General features: G+C 62.5%; 19 protein-coding genes. 9 read left to right on the top strand and 10 right to left on the bottom strand.

Going from position 1 to position 14980, the window contains the following annotated elements:
- Positions 1 to 14: 14 nt before the first annotated feature.
- Positions 15 to 686 (bottom strand): alpha/beta hydrolase, encoded by a 672-nt coding sequence (locus ACYG9Z_RS25395; protein WP_245259901.1) that lies wholly within the window; start codon positions 684 to 686, stop codon positions 15 to 17.
- A 217-nt stretch (positions 687 to 903) separates the two neighbouring features.
- Between ACYG9Z_RS25395 and ACYG9Z_RS25400 the strand changes: the two genes are divergently transcribed.
- On the top strand, positions 904 to 2118 hold the full coding sequence (locus ACYG9Z_RS25400) for an OpgC family protein (RefSeq protein ID WP_023734154.1): 1215 nt from the start codon (positions 904 to 906) through the stop codon (positions 2116 to 2118).
- 15 nt (positions 2119 to 2133) lie between these two features.
- On the opposite strand, the gene ACYG9Z_RS25405 is transcribed toward ACYG9Z_RS25400, so the two are convergent.
- Complete coding sequence (locus tag ACYG9Z_RS25405; protein WP_023682412.1) at positions 2134 to 3216, bottom strand: LacI family DNA-binding transcriptional regulator; 1083 nt, start codon at positions 3214 to 3216, stop codon at positions 2134 to 2136.
- A gap of 146 nt (positions 3217 to 3362) precedes the next feature.
- On the opposite strand from ACYG9Z_RS25405, the gene ACYG9Z_RS25410 reads away from it, so the two are divergent.
- Together ACYG9Z_RS25410 and ACYG9Z_RS25415 are read left to right on the top strand one after the other, a co-directional pair.
- On the top strand, positions 3363 to 3506 hold the full coding sequence (locus ACYG9Z_RS25410) for a hypothetical protein (RefSeq protein WP_023705079.1): 144 nt from the start codon (positions 3363 to 3365) through the stop codon (positions 3504 to 3506).
- Positions 3507 to 3569: 63 nt separating this feature from the next.
- Complete coding sequence (locus tag ACYG9Z_RS25415) at positions 3570 to 3713, top strand: hypothetical protein (RefSeq protein WP_023673014.1); 144 nt, start codon at positions 3570 to 3572, stop codon at positions 3711 to 3713.
- Between the two features lie 39 nt (positions 3714 to 3752).
- Here the strand turns inward: ACYG9Z_RS25415 and ACYG9Z_RS25420 are convergent, their stop codons facing one another.
- Both ACYG9Z_RS25420 and ACYG9Z_RS25425 read right to left on the bottom strand, forming a co-directional pair.
- Positions 3753 to 4127 carry a DUF423 domain-containing protein gene (locus ACYG9Z_RS25420; protein WP_023673013.1) on the bottom strand — a complete coding sequence of 125 codons (375 nt, stop codon included), beginning with the start codon at positions 4125 to 4127 and terminating at the stop codon, positions 3753 to 3755.
- A 43-nt stretch (positions 4128 to 4170) separates the two neighbouring features.
- Complete coding sequence (locus ACYG9Z_RS25425) at positions 4171 to 5436, bottom strand: multidrug efflux MFS transporter (RefSeq protein ID WP_023752013.1); 1266 nt, start codon at positions 5434 to 5436, stop codon at positions 4171 to 4173.
- 149 nt (positions 5437 to 5585) lie between these two features.
- Here ACYG9Z_RS25425 and ACYG9Z_RS25430 point away from each other — a divergent pair, with 149 nt between their 5' ends.
- Both ACYG9Z_RS25430 and ACYG9Z_RS25435 read left to right on the top strand, forming a co-directional pair.
- On the top strand, positions 5586 to 6251 hold the full coding sequence (locus ACYG9Z_RS25430) for a GntR family transcriptional regulator (RefSeq protein ID WP_023689520.1): 666 nt from the start codon (positions 5586 to 5588) through the stop codon (positions 6249 to 6251).
- A gap of 109 nt (positions 6252 to 6360) precedes the next feature.
- Positions 6361 to 6594, top strand: a complete 234-nt coding sequence (locus ACYG9Z_RS25435; RefSeq protein WP_245259900.1) for a DUF982 domain-containing protein — start codon at positions 6361 to 6363, stop codon at positions 6592 to 6594.
- Positions 6595 to 6666: 72 nt separating this feature from the next.
- Here the strand turns inward: ACYG9Z_RS25435 and ACYG9Z_RS25440 are convergent, their stop codons facing one another.
- Positions 6667 to 6825 carry a hypothetical protein gene (locus ACYG9Z_RS25440; RefSeq protein WP_023673009.1) on the bottom strand — a complete coding sequence of 53 codons (159 nt, stop codon included), beginning with the start codon at positions 6823 to 6825 and terminating at the stop codon, positions 6667 to 6669.
- A gap of 178 nt (positions 6826 to 7003) precedes the next feature.
- Here ACYG9Z_RS25440 and ACYG9Z_RS25445 point away from each other — a divergent pair, with 178 nt between their 5' ends.
- Complete coding sequence (locus tag ACYG9Z_RS25445; RefSeq protein WP_023700560.1) at positions 7004 to 7975, top strand: glycosyl transferase family 90; 972 nt, start codon at positions 7004 to 7006, stop codon at positions 7973 to 7975.
- Positions 7976 to 7995: 20 nt separating this feature from the next.
- Here ACYG9Z_RS25445 and ACYG9Z_RS25450 read toward each other — a convergent pair whose 3' ends face one another.
- Positions 7996 to 9039 carry an aldo/keto reductase gene (locus ACYG9Z_RS25450; RefSeq protein ID WP_023700559.1) on the bottom strand — a complete coding sequence of 348 codons (1044 nt, stop codon included), beginning with the start codon at positions 9037 to 9039 and terminating at the stop codon, positions 7996 to 7998.
- 243 nt (positions 9040 to 9282) lie between these two features.
- Between ACYG9Z_RS25450 and ppk2 the strand changes: the two genes are divergently transcribed.
- Positions 9283 to 10203: a polyphosphate kinase 2 gene (gene ppk2, locus ACYG9Z_RS25455; RefSeq protein ID WP_023682405.1), complete on the top strand. Its 921-nt coding sequence runs from the start codon at positions 9283 to 9285 to the stop codon at positions 10201 to 10203.
- Between the two features lie 189 nt (positions 10204 to 10392).
- Here the strand turns inward: ppk2 and ACYG9Z_RS25460 are convergent, their stop codons facing one another.
- Both ACYG9Z_RS25460 and ACYG9Z_RS25465 read right to left on the bottom strand, forming a co-directional pair.
- Complete coding sequence (locus ACYG9Z_RS25460) at positions 10393 to 11037, bottom strand: dihydrofolate reductase family protein (RefSeq protein WP_023697456.1); 645 nt, start codon at positions 11035 to 11037, stop codon at positions 10393 to 10395.
- Between the two features lie 108 nt (positions 11038 to 11145).
- Complete coding sequence (locus ACYG9Z_RS25465; protein ID WP_023682403.1) at positions 11146 to 11841, bottom strand: winged helix-turn-helix transcriptional regulator; 696 nt, start codon at positions 11839 to 11841, stop codon at positions 11146 to 11148.
- A gap of 176 nt (positions 11842 to 12017) precedes the next feature.
- On the opposite strand from ACYG9Z_RS25465, the gene ACYG9Z_RS25470 reads away from it, so the two are divergent.
- On the top strand, positions 12018 to 12344 hold the full coding sequence (locus tag ACYG9Z_RS25470; protein ID WP_023673003.1) for a DUF1330 domain-containing protein: 327 nt from the start codon (positions 12018 to 12020) through the stop codon (positions 12342 to 12344).
- Positions 12345 to 12484: 140 nt separating this feature from the next.
- Positions 12485 to 13249: an imm11 family protein gene (locus tag ACYG9Z_RS25475; RefSeq protein WP_023715392.1), complete on the top strand. Its 765-nt coding sequence runs from the start codon at positions 12485 to 12487 to the stop codon at positions 13247 to 13249.
- Between the two features lie 2 nt (positions 13250 to 13251).
- On the opposite strand, the gene hemB is transcribed toward ACYG9Z_RS25475, so the two are convergent.
- Both hemB and ACYG9Z_RS25485 read right to left on the bottom strand, forming a co-directional pair.
- The gene (hemB, locus tag ACYG9Z_RS25480) at positions 13252 to 14304 is read right to left on the bottom strand and encodes a porphobilinogen synthase (RefSeq protein ID WP_023682401.1); all 1053 of its coding nucleotides are present in this window, start codon (positions 14302 to 14304) and stop codon (positions 13252 to 13254) included.
- Positions 14305 to 14392: 88 nt separating this feature from the next.
- Positions 14393 to 14893, bottom strand: coding sequence for a pyridoxamine 5'-phosphate oxidase family protein (locus ACYG9Z_RS25485; RefSeq protein WP_023752012.1), 501 nt, complete (start codon positions 14891 to 14893; stop codon positions 14393 to 14395).
- Between the last annotated feature and the right edge of the window lie 87 nt (positions 14894 to 14980).

A 14980-nucleotide genomic window follows, 5' to 3' on the forward strand; every position in this document is an offset into this window, starting at 1 on the left:
TCTACCAAGGTCTCTTAGCCTGCCTGGCGTGCGACCAATGCTGGTCCCGCCAGCCATTGCCGGACGATGGCGGCATCCGGGTCGCCGATTTCGTGACCTGAAGGCACGATGCGCGCATCGACCTCGGCGCCATGTTTGTTGAGCAGCCTCACCAGTGGCGGCGCAAACGGCCCGTAGGTCTCGTCCGCGGCACCAGCGACAATCAGGACGCGCCTTCCTGTCAGATCGGTTGCCGGCGCATCGTCAAGCACGGGCATTGCTCTCAGCAACGCCGCTTTTCGGACGAGGCCGGAGTTGAGCAGCATCAGGCTGGAAACCAGATTGGCGCCGTTGGAATAGCCGAGGAAAGTCGCCCGGGCGAGGTCGAGCCCGTGGCGCTTTGCGGCCTCGCTTGCGAAGGCGGCAAAGTACGATGTTTCGGCACGGATGCTCGCCTGTTCGAAACTGGTCGGCGTGATCCGCTCGAACCAGCGGAAGCCGTCTTCTTGGCGGATGCGGCCACGCACCGCGACCAGCGTGGCGTTAGGGGCGATCTGCCTCGCAATCGGGACCATCGTCGTTTCGTCGACACCCGATCCGTGCAGTAAAAACAGGCTCTCGCCGCCGGCATTCTCCGGCTTGAGGAGGCGGTAGGGAAAGGCCAGATCCTGATGCAGAAAGGCGTTCTCGTCGCTATATCGATGCACGCTCATATCTCGTTGTTTTCACGGAGACATTGGTCCTTTGCCAGCTTCAAAACGGAATATTTTCACGCTCCGCCAAATGTGATTGCAACAGGCTCATTTCAGACCGTTTCTGCGCCGATATGCTCCCTGCGGGAGGAATCGAAGCGGTGTGCGCCGATGGTCGCATCCCGGCATGAACAACGCGAGCATCCTTGCTCTCCTTTGAGGCCTTTTGTCGATGACCCTGCCAGTCCCGCCCGATCGCGCCCCGCGTATCGCCGATCGCGCTCCGCGTATCCCCGATCGCGACACGCGCATTGACGTGTTCCGTGCGCTCGCACTCCTGACCATCTATATCGACCACGTGCCGGGCACCGTCTTCGAAACGCTGACCTACAAGAATTTCGGATTCTCGGACGCGGCGGAAGCCTTCGTGCTGATTTCCGGCATGTCGGTCGCACTCGCATATGGCAACAAGTTCCAGCCGGGCGGCCGGCTGCTGGCGATGTTGAAGATGTGGCGCCGGGCCGGCGTGCTTTACAGTGCCCACATCGTCACCACCATGGTTGTGATGGCGTTGTTCTGCGCCGCGGCGGTGTACGGCCGGCGGCCGGAACTGCTCAAGCTGATCAACATCGAGCCGCTGATGAAGAACACGCCGGAGGTCATGATCGGCATTGTCACGCTCGGCCACCAGCTTGGCTACAACAACATCCTGCCGGTCTATGCGGCGCTGCTGTTGATGGCGCCGCTTTTCCTGCTCTTCGTCAGCTACCGGCCGCTGCCGGCGCTGGTCTTTTCCGGCGCGCTGTGGCTTGCCGCCGGCCTCTGGCAGATCGCGCCGCCGAACTATCCCGAGCCCGGCTTCTGGTTCCTCAACCCGCTGTCCTGGCAATTCCTGTTCAACATCGGCCTTGCCGGCATGCTGCATGTCAGGCGCGGCGGCACAATTCCCGTCAATCGTTGGCTGGTGGGCGCCGCGGCGACCTATGTCGCGGCAGCGGCGGTCTGGGTGCACAGCCCGCTCTGGGGCGAGATAACGTGGTTTAACCTGCCCGTGGTGATCGGCGGCTTCGACAAGACGTTCCTGTCGCTGCCGCGGCTCCTGCACATATTGGCGGTGAGCTATCTGATCGTCGCCCTGCCGGCTTTCTCGAACCTGTTCCGTCTCAGCCCGGACCATCCGCTTGCCCTGCTCGGCAAGCGCTCCTTGCCGGTGTTCCTCGCCGGCACGCTGATCGCCATGGCGGCGCAGGTGATGAAGCTGATCAATCCGGGCGGCTTTGCCTATGACGTCTTGCTGATTTCGGCCGGCATCGCCATGCAATTCGCGCTCGCCTTCTATCTTGAGTGGCTGTCCGGCATCGGCTTGGGCAAAAAGCCGGTTCGCAAAGAAGCGCCAGCCGTTCACCAGACCTTCGGCATGCCCGCGATGCCAAGGCTAAGCCGATGATCCCACATCAGCCGCCTAGCTAGCAGGCGAGGGGCCGGACGACCCCCGCACCACAAGATCGACCGGCAGCAATTGCCGGTGCTGCGAGCCGTCATTTTCGAGGATCGCCTTGACGGCCAGCCGGCCCATCTCGGCGATCGGCTGGGCGACAGTGGTTAGTGGCGGCTCGGAGTCGGCGCCTTCCGGCACGCCGTCGAAGCCGACGATTGACACATCGCCCGGCACGGCAATGTTACGCTCGCGCAGCCAGTCGAGCGCATGCAGCGCGATCTTGTCCGACATGGCCAGGATTGCCGTCGGCGTCTGCGGCAGCGCGAAAATATGATCGAGGCCGGCCCGAACGCTCGCCTCGTCATTGAGGGTTTCGTAGATTGGCACTTGCGAGACGTCGATGCCGAAGCGGGAGAGCTCGCCGAAATAGCCACGCAGACGGTCGCGTGTGCCCGAGTAGAGGGATGTCGTCTCGACTTGCTCCTGCGTGACGGGACCAAAGCCAGCGTCGGCAGATTCCAGGGCGAGTACGGCAAAGCTGCGATGGCCGAACTCGGCCAGATGGCGCGCCGCCAGACCCGCGCCGGCGACGTTGTCGACGCCGATCGCAGCGACCGCCTCATTTTCCGAATCGAGATCAAGCGCCACGAAAGGCAGTTTGCGTTCGCGCGCCAGTTCGACCAGCCGCGACCCACCCTCGATGCAGAACACGATGAAGCCGTCGACCAGGGCGCTCTGGATGTTCCAGGCGAGCTGCTCGCTGTTGGCGGCCGAGACCAGCGAAATTCCGGCGCCGGTGGCGTCGCAGGCCTGCGAAATGCTGGCCATCATGACGCGGGCAAAGGGATCGTCGAAGAAATAGGACAATGGTTCCGCCGTTGCCACGCCGATGGCGTTGACCTTGCCGGCGCGCAGCAGCCGGCCCTTGGGATCCGGGCCGGCATAGCCCATCGCTTCCGCCGCCGCCTTGACCCGCTCGCGGACCTCTTCGCGCACGATTTCCGGGCGAGCGAACACGTTGGACGCGGTACCGTGCGAGACCCCGGCCGCCTTGGCGATGTCGGCAAGCCGCACTGGTCTCGTCTTGCCGGAGGTCAATGCCGTCATTTTCGTCTCCTGAACCGGAGCCTGTTTAGCACTTTCGTTGGATCGGTTCAAATTTTCCCTTGATCGGACGGCGGAGAGAGTCTATATTTGAATCGATCCAAGGGATTCACCAAGTACAACTTGGATCGATTCAAGAGGAGGGTGCCATGCATCCCGTGAATTATCTGTTCGAAGACATCTATGGCAATGATTGGGGCATAGTCTCCGACGCCGCCACCCGCAAGCGCCGCGACAAGGTCGGGCCGTGGAGGCGTGACCTGCAATACCTTGTGAAACGCAAGCGCAGCTGATCGGCCCCGGCATTTTCGTGCCAGCTGATTGGATCGATTCAAGTTCTTAAAGAGGAGACGAACATGCATCCCGTGAAGCATCTGTTCGAAGACATTTATCGCAACTACTGGGGTATCTCGCCTGCCACGGAGCAGCCGGAAAGGCGGCGGCCGACCAAGTCTGCCAAGCGCAACCGCGACCTGCTGCCGCAAAACCGGCAGGATTAAGCCTCGTGTGATATCTGATGGGGCAGGGTTCTTGGCTCGTCAGGACCGTTGCCGCACGAGCGCCGAGGCCGCGATCACCAGCCAGCCCGCGATGAGCAAGGTGCCGCCGATCGGCGCCGACATCGGGAACAGCCGCGATCCCACGAAATCCCGTGCCAGCAGATCGCCGCAGAACAGAACAAGCCCGACGAGCAGCACCAGGCTGCCGATCCGCAAGATCCGGTTTGCGCCGGCGAGGCCGACGGCCAAAAACACCGGCGCATGCATGAGCAGGAAGGATGCGGCCGTGCCGACGAACGCGCCGCCGAGATGCGCTGAAGCCGCCGACAGCGCCACGCCCGCCGCGCCGGCAATGCCGCCGGCGAAAACGAGGATGCGCGCGCTGTTTGCTGGTGCTGACTCGGCGATGCTCATGTCTCGGGCTCCGTGATTGACGATAGGCGGCGCGACCTGTCTGTCAGGATTTTTCCGATATCGCCAGCATGTCGCGCGTGCGGCGCGCCTGGGCCAGCCAATTATACGCGGCACCGCCCGCCATCAGCACCGACGTGCCGAGAAACACCGCGCGCATGCCGAAATGGCCGCCGACGAAGCCGCCCAGCAGCGGCCCCGCGACCTGGCCGACATATTGCGCCGAGATTGCCAGGCCCAGCACATTGCCGCCGACCCCATCGGGAACATTGTGGCGGATGACGCTGGTGATGCAGGGCAACAGCCCGCCCAGCACCAGACCCATAAGGAACCGCAGCCCGACCAACTGCCAGCTCTCGGTGACGAAGGCCTGCGGTATCAACAGCAGCGCCGAGACGGCCAGCGATGCGACGATGACGTTCCAGTGGCCGATGCGGTCGGCGAGCTTACCCAGCCGTGACGCCGACAGGATGGCGCCCAGCGCCGCCGCCGACATGACGACACCGGAGACCAGCGTCACCCGGCTTGCGTCCGCGACCAGTTGCTGGACGTAGACGGTGATGATCGGCTCGATCGACATGTTGGCGAAGGTGAACAGCATGCCGGTCGCCAGCATGGCCACGACAGGGCGTTTGTCGGGGATCTGCGCCCAACTTCCCTTTGGTTTCTCCTCGCGTTTTGCCTGTACTGGCGGGCGAGGCATCTCCTTTATCAGGAACGTCGTCGCCAGCGCCGCCAGGAAAATGACGCCGCCCGCGATGAGGAAGGTGGCGCGAATACCGATCAATGGCGGCAGCGCGCCGCCAAGCAACGGGCCGACCAGGGAGCCTGCGGTGATGCCGGCCGACAGCACGCCAAGCGCCCAGCCGGAGCGCTCCTTCGGCGTCTGCATGGCGACAAGGATCGTCGAGCCTGAGGAATAACCGCCGGCAAAGCCGATCAACAGGCGCAAAAGCACCAATTGCCAGACGGTCTGCACCATGCCGGTCAGCGACATGCAGATCGCCATGCCGAAACTGGCGCGCACCAGCATCACCTTGCGGCCGTAGCGGTCGCCGAGCCGCCCCCACAGCGGTGCGACAAGGGCCGCGGCAAGGAAGGTGGCGCCGAAGGCGATGCCGGACCATTGCACGATCGCCGCGTGGCCCAGGGCGCCCAGCTGTTCGACATAGAGCGGCAGGAACGGCAGCAACAGCGTCATCGCCACAAGCGTGCTGAACGATCCGGCAAAGCACACGAGCAGGTTGCGCCGCCAATGAATGTTGTAGGTGGAAGGCGCTTCGGCGGCCTGCGCTGCACTGTCCTGCGGCATGTCCTGTCCTGTCCGCTTGCTGCGGATACCATTTTGGGATACCAACTTGGTACCTCATGGACGCAAAGCCCGGCTGCTGTCAATCAGGCGCTCTCAATGTGATCGGCAAGACCAACGGGCAAGGCCGATCGCCAGCAATGGAAGCAACTATGTCGCAGATGCAGATCGTCGAAAAAGCGCTTCGCGAGATGATCCTTGGCCTCGAGGTCGGTCCTGGCGAGCGGCTGACGGAGCGCTGGATCGAGAGCCGCTTCGGCGCCTCGCGCACGCCGGTCAGGGCAGCCCTGCTGCGGCTGGAGACGGAAGGGCTGATCTGCCGTGACGGGCGCGGCTGGACCGTGTCGCCGATCAACCTTGCCGAACTGGAACAGATCGCGGTGTACCGCGAAGCGGTCGAGGTCGCGGCGGTCAGGCTGACTTCGGCGCTGGCCGACAGGAGCGCAGCCGATGTCATCGAGGCGATGCTGGACTCCTGCGACACTGCCACGCCGCGCGAGGAATGGCACCGCGTCGGCATGGATTTCCATATCGAACTGGCGCGGCTCTCCGGCAACGAGTTCCTGTTTCGGGCCGTGCGCGATGCCATGACGCGGCTGTCGCGGGCGCGCTGGCTGGAGGTGCGCGACGAGGCGGCCCTTGGCCGCGCCTGGAGCGAGCATCACGCCATTCTGGCGGCGGTGCGGGCCGGCGATGCCGATGCGGCGGCGGCGCGACTTTCCGCCCATATCGCCGGCAGCCGCGCTCGCCTGGTGACCTCGTTGCACAATGACCGGCGCGGCCTGCGCGCCAGGGGTTTTGCCGTCGTCGCCGCTTGATACTGGTCACGAAAACGAAAGAACGCCGTCGCGATCCGCTTTCGGCCTCGCTTCGCGGACGCCGATGGCGTAAGAGGCGCCCATGGAAAACAACCGATTTGAAACACCCGTGACCGTTAAGTCGGGCACGGAGGGAAGCACTCAGCTCTTGCGTACGGTGCGCGAGGCTTCCGATTACCTGCTCAACAGCTGGCCCGGCAAGCGCAGCCCCAAGCACCGCGAAGCGCTGCAGGCCTGCCATGACGCGCTGGCCGGCGACAAGCCGGCGATGATCGCAAGACGCGCCTTCATCGCCGCCGCGCGCGAGGTCAACGTCTTCGTCAGCGACAAGGCCCCGGCCTGATCACATCGGCCTGATCAGACCGGCATTTTGCCAGGATCCGGCCCGTTTCGTGGGCCGGTGATCCTGTCTTGCCTATTTCTCTGTTTCGGTGTCGGTTTTCGAACTTGCCTCGTTCTCAGGCTCGGCGCGCTCCTTGGCCGCGACCTTGGCGGCGAGCTTCTCCGCCTTCTTGGCGGCCTTCTGCCGGTCGCGCTCTTTGCGTTCCTGACCGTAATTCGGTGGTCGAGCCATATCGTTTCCTTTCGCTGTGCCTGATCCTGCCTAGAAGCATTGGCCGGCAAACACAACAGCGCCGCGAGGGCAGATGCCAGCGGTTCTGGACTTGCGTGATGGCGAACACAATGGTTTAGAAAAGGCTGCGGGACAGTTGCTGGAGCCGCCGCCGACCGATTTCGAATCAAAACGACCGATGGCCACGCTTCAAAGAAACGCACAGAAGCTGATCTACTATGCGCGCAACGCCATGCGCGACATCGCGCCGCCGGTTCTTTTCCGGCGCCGGCTCGGCCGGCTGCTCGATCAGGCCAGGCTTTCCGACGCATCGGTCCGCCAGCGGCTCAATTACTACAACACGCTGCGGGAGCCTTTTAGCCCCAGCCCCGAGGCCGTGCCGGTCAGCCGGCTGCCGTCGGACCGCAGCATGTACTATTACGATCTGAAGGAGTTCACCCGTTATTTCGACCCAGATCTGCGCATCGACCTGGAATTCGGCGACGTCATCGAAGTGCCGAAGATGCCGTCGATCGTCAAGGACCGGCCGATAGCCGGCGACAACGGCAACGGCGTCCTGTTCAAGCTGAACAAGTTCCGTCATTTCTACATGCCGGCCGACGATGTCGCCTTCGCCGACAAGCATCCGCTCGTCGTTTGGCGCGGCGAACTCAACAATCCGATCCGCACCTTGTTGCTGGATGCAGCCCGCAATCTGCCGTTCTGCGATGTCGGCACGCCGAGGGCGACAGCACCTGCGGAATACCGCAAGCCCTATCTCAGCATCGATCAGCAGCGCCGCTACCGCTACATCATCTCGCTCGAAGGCAATGATGTCGCGACCAATCTGAAATGGATCATGAGCTCGAACTCGCTCTGCCTGATGCCGCCGCCGACTTACGAGACCTGGTTCGCCGAGGGGCAGCTCGAGCCCGATGTCCATTATGTGCCGCTGGCGCCCGACTTCAGCGATCTGGCCGAGCGGGTGCATCATCTCGAGCAGCATCCGGCCGAGGCCCAGCGCATCGTTGCGGCGGCCAACGCCTATTGCCGCAAATTCGCCGACGAGCGGGCCGAGCAGGCGATCTGCCTGCTCGTGCTCTACAAATATTTCGTGCTCAGCGGCCAGATCGAGCCCGATCCGCAGGTCTGGCGGTTTATCGCGGGCTAGCGGCTTCCGGCGCCCTTAAGTCAGATGACGCTGCGGTCCATAACCAGATCGGCCGGGCCGAAGCGGTCCTTCGCCGTAAACTGCTGGTGCCAGTAGGGATAGAGCACCGGCGGCCGGCTGACGGCATCGAGACGCTGGCGTTCATCAAAGGACAGCGTCAGGCTTGCCGCGGCGAGATTGTCTTTCAACTGGGCCTCGTTGCGTGCGCCAATCACCAGCGAACTGACGGCCGGCCGGCCAAGCAGCCAGGCCAGCGCCACCTGGGCCGCCGAGACGCCGCGAGTGGCGCCGATGTCGACCAGCACGTCGACGATCCGCCACAGCCGGCCCTCGTCGCGGATCGGCGGTTCCGACCAGCCGCCGATCTGGCGCGCCGTCGGACTGTCGCGGCGGTATTTGCCCGACAGCAGGCCGCCGGCGAGCGGGCTCCACACCAGCACGCCAAGGCCCTGGTCGACCGAAATCGGCAAGAGCTCATACTCGGCCTCGCGTGCTTCCAGCGTGTAGTGGATCTGCTGGGTGACGAAACGCGGCTGGTGCTGGCTGTCGCTGATGCCGAGCGCCTTCATGACCTGCCAGCCGGAATAGTTGGAGCAGCCGACATAGCGGATCTTGCCCTGGGCAACCAGCGTGTCGAGCGCGGAGATGGTTTCCTCGAGCGGCGTCGCGCCGTCCCATTCGTGCAGGAAATAGATGTCGATGACATCGGTCCTGAGGCGCTTCAGGCTCTTCTCGCATTCGCGGATCAGATGATGGCGCGACAGGCCTTCGTCATTGGGGCCCTTGCCGATCCGCATGCGCGCCTTGGAGGCGATCAGCACGTCGTTCTTGCGCTTGCCGCCGAGCGCCTCGCCGATGATCTCTTCCGACAGACCGTTGGAATAGACATTGGCGGTGTCGATGAGATTGATGCCGGCATCGATGCAAGTGTCGATGATGCGCGAGGCCTCCGCGAGATCGGAATTGCCGACGGCGGCGAACGGCCCGCTGCCGCCGAAGGTCATGGTTCCCAAGGTCAGCGCCGAAACTTTCAAGCCGGAACGGCCAAGCGTGCGGTATTCCATGTCAGATCCTCGTAGTTTTGGTGGGGAGGCGGTTTTAGCAGGAAAGGGCGGGGAAGCCCGAAGGGGTCCGCCAATTGTAGGACAATTTGAGCGGCTTGTCGCCATCCCAGGGCGATGGATCGGCAATGCTCGCTGGTTTGCAGTGATGACCGGCTGGCCGGCGGCTTGCAATAAAACCGTCATTGGCGGCCTATATCGAGTCGGCTCAGGGTTTCATGCCAGCCGGCAAGCGGAGCAGTGGAAATGACCGAGTTGAAGCAGAATTCTCCGGCCAGGGATTGGCTGGAAGCCGAACTCGCCGACATGCTCGACGAGGACTATGAGCTTGAAATGTCGGAGCCGGCGCTGTCGCTGGAGATCTCCAAGATCTACAAGAACGCGCATCCGCCGTCGATCGACCGCATGCAGTATTTCCGCGACCTGATCGGCTTGCAGTCGGAACTGATCAAGCTGCAGTCCTGGGTCGCCTACCACAAGAAGAAGCTGGTGGTGGTTTTCGAAGGACGCGATTCCGCCGGCAAGGGCGGCGTCATCAAGCGCATCACCCAGCGCCTCAACCCGCGCATCTGCCGCGTCGTGGCGCTGCCGGCGCCGACCGAGCGCGAAAAATCGCAGTGGTATTTCCAGCGCTACGTGCCGCATCTGCCGGCCGGCGGCGAGATCGTGCTGTTCGACCGCTCCTGGTACAACCGCTCCGGCGTCGAGCGGGTGATGGGCTTTGCCGAACCCGATCAGGTCGAAGAGTTCTTCCGCGACGTGCCGGAGTTCGAGCGCATGCTGGTCCGCTCCGGCGTCACGCTGGTCAAATACTGGTTCTCGATCACCGACGAGGAACAGCAGATGCGCTTCATGATGCGCATCCACGACCCGATGAAGCAGTGGAAGCTGTCGCCGATGGACCTGCAGTCGCGCGTGCGCTGGGAGCAGTACACCAAGGCCAAGGAAGAGACGTTTGCCCGCACCAACATCCCAGAGGCACCGTGGTACATCGTCGAAGGCAACGACAAGAAGCGGGCGCGGCTGAACTGCATCGACCATCTCCTCAAACAGCTGCCCTATGAGGACGTGCCGCACGAAGAAATCACGCTGCCCGAGCGGGTGTTCAACCCGGAGTACGAGCGCCAGGTCCTGCCGCGCGAGCTTTACGTGCCGGAGAAGTATTGAGCACTTTTCCTTCTCCCCGTTTCACGGGGAGAAGGTGCCCGAAGGGCGGATGAGGGGCAGCGCCGGCATCGACGAATTCACAGCCGTCGGACGCTGCTAACCTCCAAAAGCAGCGCTGCCCCTCATTGCCTGCCGGGCATTTCTCCCCGTAGAACGGGGAGAAAGAAGCCTGCGCCTATCACTTCGCCACTACACCCGCTTGATCGTCACATGCGTGGCGAGCGCTGTCGCCACCTGCTCGGTGCACTGGTAACCCAGCTTCAGCATATCCAGCCCGGCAAACAGGCTCTCGCCCCTCCCGAGCAACACCGGCGACACCGCCAGATGCAACTCGTCGATGAGCTTCTCTTGCAGATATTGCCGGATGGTGGAAACGCCGCCGCCGACGCGGACATCCTTGCCGCCGGCCGCGGCCTTTGCTTGTTCGAGCGCGGCGTGGATGCCGCCGGCAACGAAGTGGAAAACGGTGCCGCCTTCCATCACAATGGGGTCGCGCTTGTAGTGGGTCAGCACGAAGGTCGGCACGTGATAGGGCGGGTTGTCGCCCCACCAGCCTTTCCAGCTCTCGTCTGGCCATTCGCCACGGATCGGGCCGAACATGTTGCGGCCGAGGATCCAGGCCCCGACATTGTCGAAGCTGCGGACAGTGAACCGGTCGTCCACATCGGTGGTGCCGCCATCCTTGCCGACCATCTCATGGAAGGTGCGGGTGCCGGTCATCCATTTGTGCAGATATTCGCCACCAACGCCGAGCGGATTTTGCAGGTCCTGGTCAGGACCGGCGCCGAAACCGTCGAGCGACAAGGTGAAGGCATTGACGCGAAGTTTGGACATGGAGACTCCCTTTCGGTGACCAGTTGTGATTTGCAATCAGTATCCAAACCGATTGCATATCGCAAGTAGTTTTTAGAGGCAAGCCGATCTGTGGAATGCGCAGGGACCTCAAGCCGCCACGCGCTTCGGCATCACCGCAAACGGGCTGAGCCCAAGCCAGATCTGCATCTTGCCGGCGACGTCGAGATCGCCGGTCAGGCTGATCTTGTCGCGTTCCTTGTGAACTGTCGTCAGCCCCATCCAGATCGAGGTCATGGTGCACAGATCGGTCGAGACGTAGAGATCGACGTCGAAGCCCGGATCGTACCAGCAAAGATCGACCTCGCCCTGCTTTTCGACGATCAGCCACCACGATCGTTTTGACGCCGGCAGGTCATGGTACAGGAATTGTATCACGGTGCGCCCGTCCGGCAGCGGACTGGGGTTCAGATTGCGCCGCATGTCCCACATCAGCAGCGACGGATCGAGGTTTTTGAGCGACAGCCTGGCCTCGACCCATTTCTGGCCCCAAAACCCCATCGCCTCGACAACCGGGCGCAAATCCCGGCCCGCCTCGGTCAGCCGGTATTCGAACACGCCCTTCTCGGTCGCGATCTCGGTCCGCTCGACGATGCCGCCGGCCTCGAGGTCCTTGAGCCGTTGCGACAGAAGGGTTGGCGACATTTTCGGCACGCCGCGGCGCAAATCGTTGAAGCGGGTCGATCCCGCCACCAGTTCGCGCAGCAGCACCATGGTCCAGCGTGTGCAGAGCAGCTCGGCGGCCATGGAGAGCGGGCAGAATTGCTTGTAACCGGCTTGTGTCATGTGGTGAGCTCCAAAAGATGTTGCCGGACCTTATTCAGAAAACCTGAGTTCAGCCAGTACAGAAGCTGTACTGGCACCCCCGGTACAGTTCTGTGACTGGAGCGGTCCGGCGCCGCCATGCGAGGCAGCGGTCACGTCACCGGGCAGTCCGGTGCCGATCCATGAGGAGTTGGACAATGACCGCTTACGTGATCGCAGACATCAAGGTGAAGGACGACAAATGGGTGCCGGCCTATGCCGCTTCGGTGCATGACCTCGTCCACAAGCATGGCGGCAAGTATCTCGCCCGCAGCGGCAATGTGAAGACGCTGGAGGGCAAGCCGCTCGACACCAGCCTGATCGCCATCATGGCGTTTCCGTCGGCAAAGGCAGCCGAAGCCTTCACCAACGATCCGCAATACGCTCCGTTTGTGGCGGAGCGCCGGAAGGGCAGCGACAGCCGCTTCCAACTGATCGACGATACCGATCTCGCTGGAACGATCCCTTATTTGCCGAAGGCGTGAGGAAAAGCCGGAACCCGGTGTATCAGGGTTCCGGCTAACCCTTCAGCATTTGCGCCACTTCGGGCGCGAAGCAGGTGGACGGGTACTCTCACGCGATTTAGTCTTGAACTCGAAAGTCGGTAAACTGAGCAGGCGCGCACGTGACCATTATTTCACTCATTGCAAAACTGTTTGCCAACCGGAACCGCCCGCAGAATAGGCCAGCTCAAGTCCCAGAGCGGGTTTTCCGCAAAGAGGCGAAATTCAAGAAACATGGAAAATTCTTCCAGATCGGACCGACATATCGCGGCGGGTCCCATTGTCTTCAGCTGGAAAACGCCCAAGCTTTGGTGCCGCCACCCCGCATACTGCTCGGGCCGACGGAGTTTGGGGGATACGGCTTTCCTGAGTACCCGGAGACGCCCAGGCTACGGCCTGAAGCGACAGCCTATTGCAGGCCACCAAAAGACTTAGAAGATTTTCATTGTTACTGGCTTGTATCCGAGCGCCTGAAGGAAGTTCTGCAGTCAGTCGACCCCGATGGGGTCGTGTTTAACGACTGCGACGTATTCTATTTGAGCGGAAAGCCGATCGAACCAAAGCACTACCTTTGCGACATCGTTCGCAAGATTGATGCCGTGGATCTCGAATCGTCGAAGTTTAGGCTTTTGATCGGCGAGAATGGAGGCGTCCACTACGACCGCGCCGGAGGCGCGTGCTTCTATTTCAAGGAGGAGATTGTTGGCGATGCGCATATCTTCAAACAGAAGAACATGGGCATCGTCATTTGCACCGCCAAATTGAGAGAAGCCTGTGTCGAAGCAGGCATCAAGAATCCCGACTTGTTCCAAGACATGTCGGTTTGCGGGCGTGGTCGGCTGGACTTCGAAACAAGAAATGTCAAAGAGAGTTATGTGCTGGAGTGAATTTATCCCTTCAGCATTTGCGCCACTTCCGGCGCGAAGTAAGTCAGGATGCCGTCGCAGCCGGCGCGCTTGAAGGCGAGCAGGCTCTCCAGCATTGCCTTTTCGCCGTCGATCCAGCCATTGGCGGCCGCCGCCTTGATCATCGAATATTCGCCTGACACCTGGTAGGCGAAGGTCGGCATCTGGAACTCGTCCTTCAGCCGGCGGATGATGTCGAGATAGGGCAGGCCGGGCTTGACCATCAGCATGTCGGCGCCCTCGGCGATATCCTGCTCGGCCTCGCGCACCGCTTCGTCGGAATTGGCGTGGTCGAGATAGTAGGTCTTCTTGTCGCCCTTGAGCAGGCCGGCGGTGCCGACCGCCTCGCGGTAGGGGCCGTAGAAGGCGGAGGCGAATTTCGTCGCATAGGACATGATCGCCACATCCGAAAAACCGTTGGCGTCGAGTGCGTCGCGGATGGCGCCGATGCGGCCGTCCATCATGTCGGACGGCGCGATGATGTCGGCGCCGGCCGCTGCCTGGATGACGGCCGCGGCGGTCACCTGTTCCACTGTCTCGTCATTGACGATGATGCCGTCGCGCAAGATGCCGTCATGGCCGTGCGAGGTGAACGGATCGAGCGCGGCATCGGTGATGATGCCGATCTCGGGCACTGCGTCCTTGATGGCGCGGGTGGCGCGGTTGATTATGTTTTCCGGGTCGAGGATGTGCGATCCCGTCTGGTCGCGCAGGCTGAGTTCAACATTGGGGAAGGTGGCGATCGCCGGAATGCCGAGCTTAGCGGCCCGCTCGGCCTCCTTGACGGCGAGGTCCAGCGACAGGCGGAAGACGCCGGGCATGGCGGCGATCGGCTCGCGCGTGTTCTTGCCGTCGATCACGAAGATCGGCCAGATCAGATCGTTCACCGTAAGCCGGTTTTCCTGCACCAGGCGGCGCGACCAGTCGGCCTTGCGCATGCGCCGCAAGCGGCGGCTGCCGGTGATCTCGTCGACGCTGCGTGCGCCGAGCTTTGCCGGCGGGAATTTGTTGCTCGTCGCGGGGGTGAATTTGTTCATCGCAAAAACTCCGGGTCGAGGCGGCTTTTACCACGAGGCCTTGCCGCTGACCAATGCGACACGATTGTGCCAGCCGATGACGCGGTGCTTACGGCTTTGGCGGCCACGCCAGTTCTGGGCCGGTTTTGTAGAACGACACATTGTTGGTGAAGGTGCTCTCCGGGGCGAGCCGGATCAGGCGCCCGTCCGGATGGCCGATGTCGGCGACATTGTCGATGAACCAGCGGTTCCAGGTCGCCTCCGGGCCGAGATATTTGTGCAGCAGCCGTTTGAAGCGGTTCGGCGCCATAGCTTCTATGGTGGCGACGCCGCGCAGGCCGAGATGCAGCAGGATGCCGGCCTCATTGTCGACGATCTCCACGGCGCAGCGCGGGTCACGTTCGAGGTGTTTGACAGCACTTGCGCCGGTCGAGCCGAGCAGCCAGATCGCAGCGTCCTCCCAGATGAACCACATCGGCGCGTTGCGCGGCGCACCGTCAGCGGTCACGGTCGCCAGATTGGCCATCAGCGGGCGGCTGAGAACATCATCCGGGTCGAACTTTTTCGGCATCTCCCAGCCATGGCTCGGCGCTGCGGTTTCAAGCGTCATGCGTTTGTCCCTGCATCAGAAGAAAGGCTGTTTTGCCCGGCAATTTTGCGCGCATTTCTGTCGGGGGCAAAGCACGGTCGCGTTCCC

This window comes from Mesorhizobium sp. RSR380A, from assembly GCF_054719385.1.

Coding starts and splice junctions, on each gene's coding strand:
- ACYG9Z_RS25400 (WP_023734154.1), top strand. CDS start 904: ATGACCCTGCCAGTCCCGCCCGATCGCGCCCCGCGTATCGCCGATCGC.
- ACYG9Z_RS25405 (WP_023682412.1), bottom strand. CDS start 3,216: ATGACGGCATTGACCTCCGGCAAGACGAGACCAGTGCGGCTTGCCGAC.
- ACYG9Z_RS25410 (WP_023705079.1), top strand. CDS start 3,363: ATGCATCCCGTGAATTATCTGTTCGAAGACATCTATGGCAATGATTGG.
- ACYG9Z_RS25415 (WP_023673014.1), top strand. CDS start 3,570: ATGCATCCCGTGAAGCATCTGTTCGAAGACATTTATCGCAACTACTGG.
- ACYG9Z_RS25420 (WP_023673013.1), bottom strand. CDS start 4,127: ATGAGCATCGCCGAGTCAGCACCAGCAAACAGCGCGCGCATCCTCGTT.
- ACYG9Z_RS25425 (WP_023752013.1), bottom strand. CDS start 5,436: ATGCCGCAGGACAGTGCAGCGCAGGCCGCCGAAGCGCCTTCCACCTAC.
- ACYG9Z_RS25430 (WP_023689520.1), top strand. CDS start 5,586: ATGTCGCAGATGCAGATCGTCGAAAAAGCGCTTCGCGAGATGATCCTT.
- ACYG9Z_RS25440 (WP_023673009.1), bottom strand. CDS start 6,825: ATGGCTCGACCACCGAATTACGGTCAGGAACGCAAAGAGCGCGACCGG.
- ACYG9Z_RS25445 (WP_023700560.1), top strand. CDS start 7,004: ATGGCCACGCTTCAAAGAAACGCACAGAAGCTGATCTACTATGCGCGC.
- ACYG9Z_RS25450 (WP_023700559.1), bottom strand. CDS start 9,039: ATGGAATACCGCACGCTTGGCCGTTCCGGCTTGAAAGTTTCGGCGCTG.
- ppk2 (WP_023682405.1), top strand. CDS start 9,283: ATGACCGAGTTGAAGCAGAATTCTCCGGCCAGGGATTGGCTGGAAGCC.
- ACYG9Z_RS25460 (WP_023697456.1), bottom strand. CDS start 11,037: ATGTCCAAACTTCGCGTCAATGCCTTCACCTTGTCGCTCGACGGTTTC.
- ACYG9Z_RS25465 (WP_023682403.1), bottom strand. CDS start 11,841: ATGACACAAGCCGGTTACAAGCAATTCTGCCCGCTCTCCATGGCCGCC.
- ACYG9Z_RS25470 (WP_023673003.1), top strand. CDS start 12,018: ATGACCGCTTACGTGATCGCAGACATCAAGGTGAAGGACGACAAATGG.
- hemB (WP_023682401.1), bottom strand. CDS start 14,304: ATGAACAAATTCACCCCCGCGACGAGCAACAAATTCCCGCCGGCAAAG.
- ACYG9Z_RS25485 (WP_023752012.1), bottom strand. CDS start 14,893: ATGACGCTTGAAACCGCAGCGCCGAGCCATGGCTGGGAGATGCCGAAA.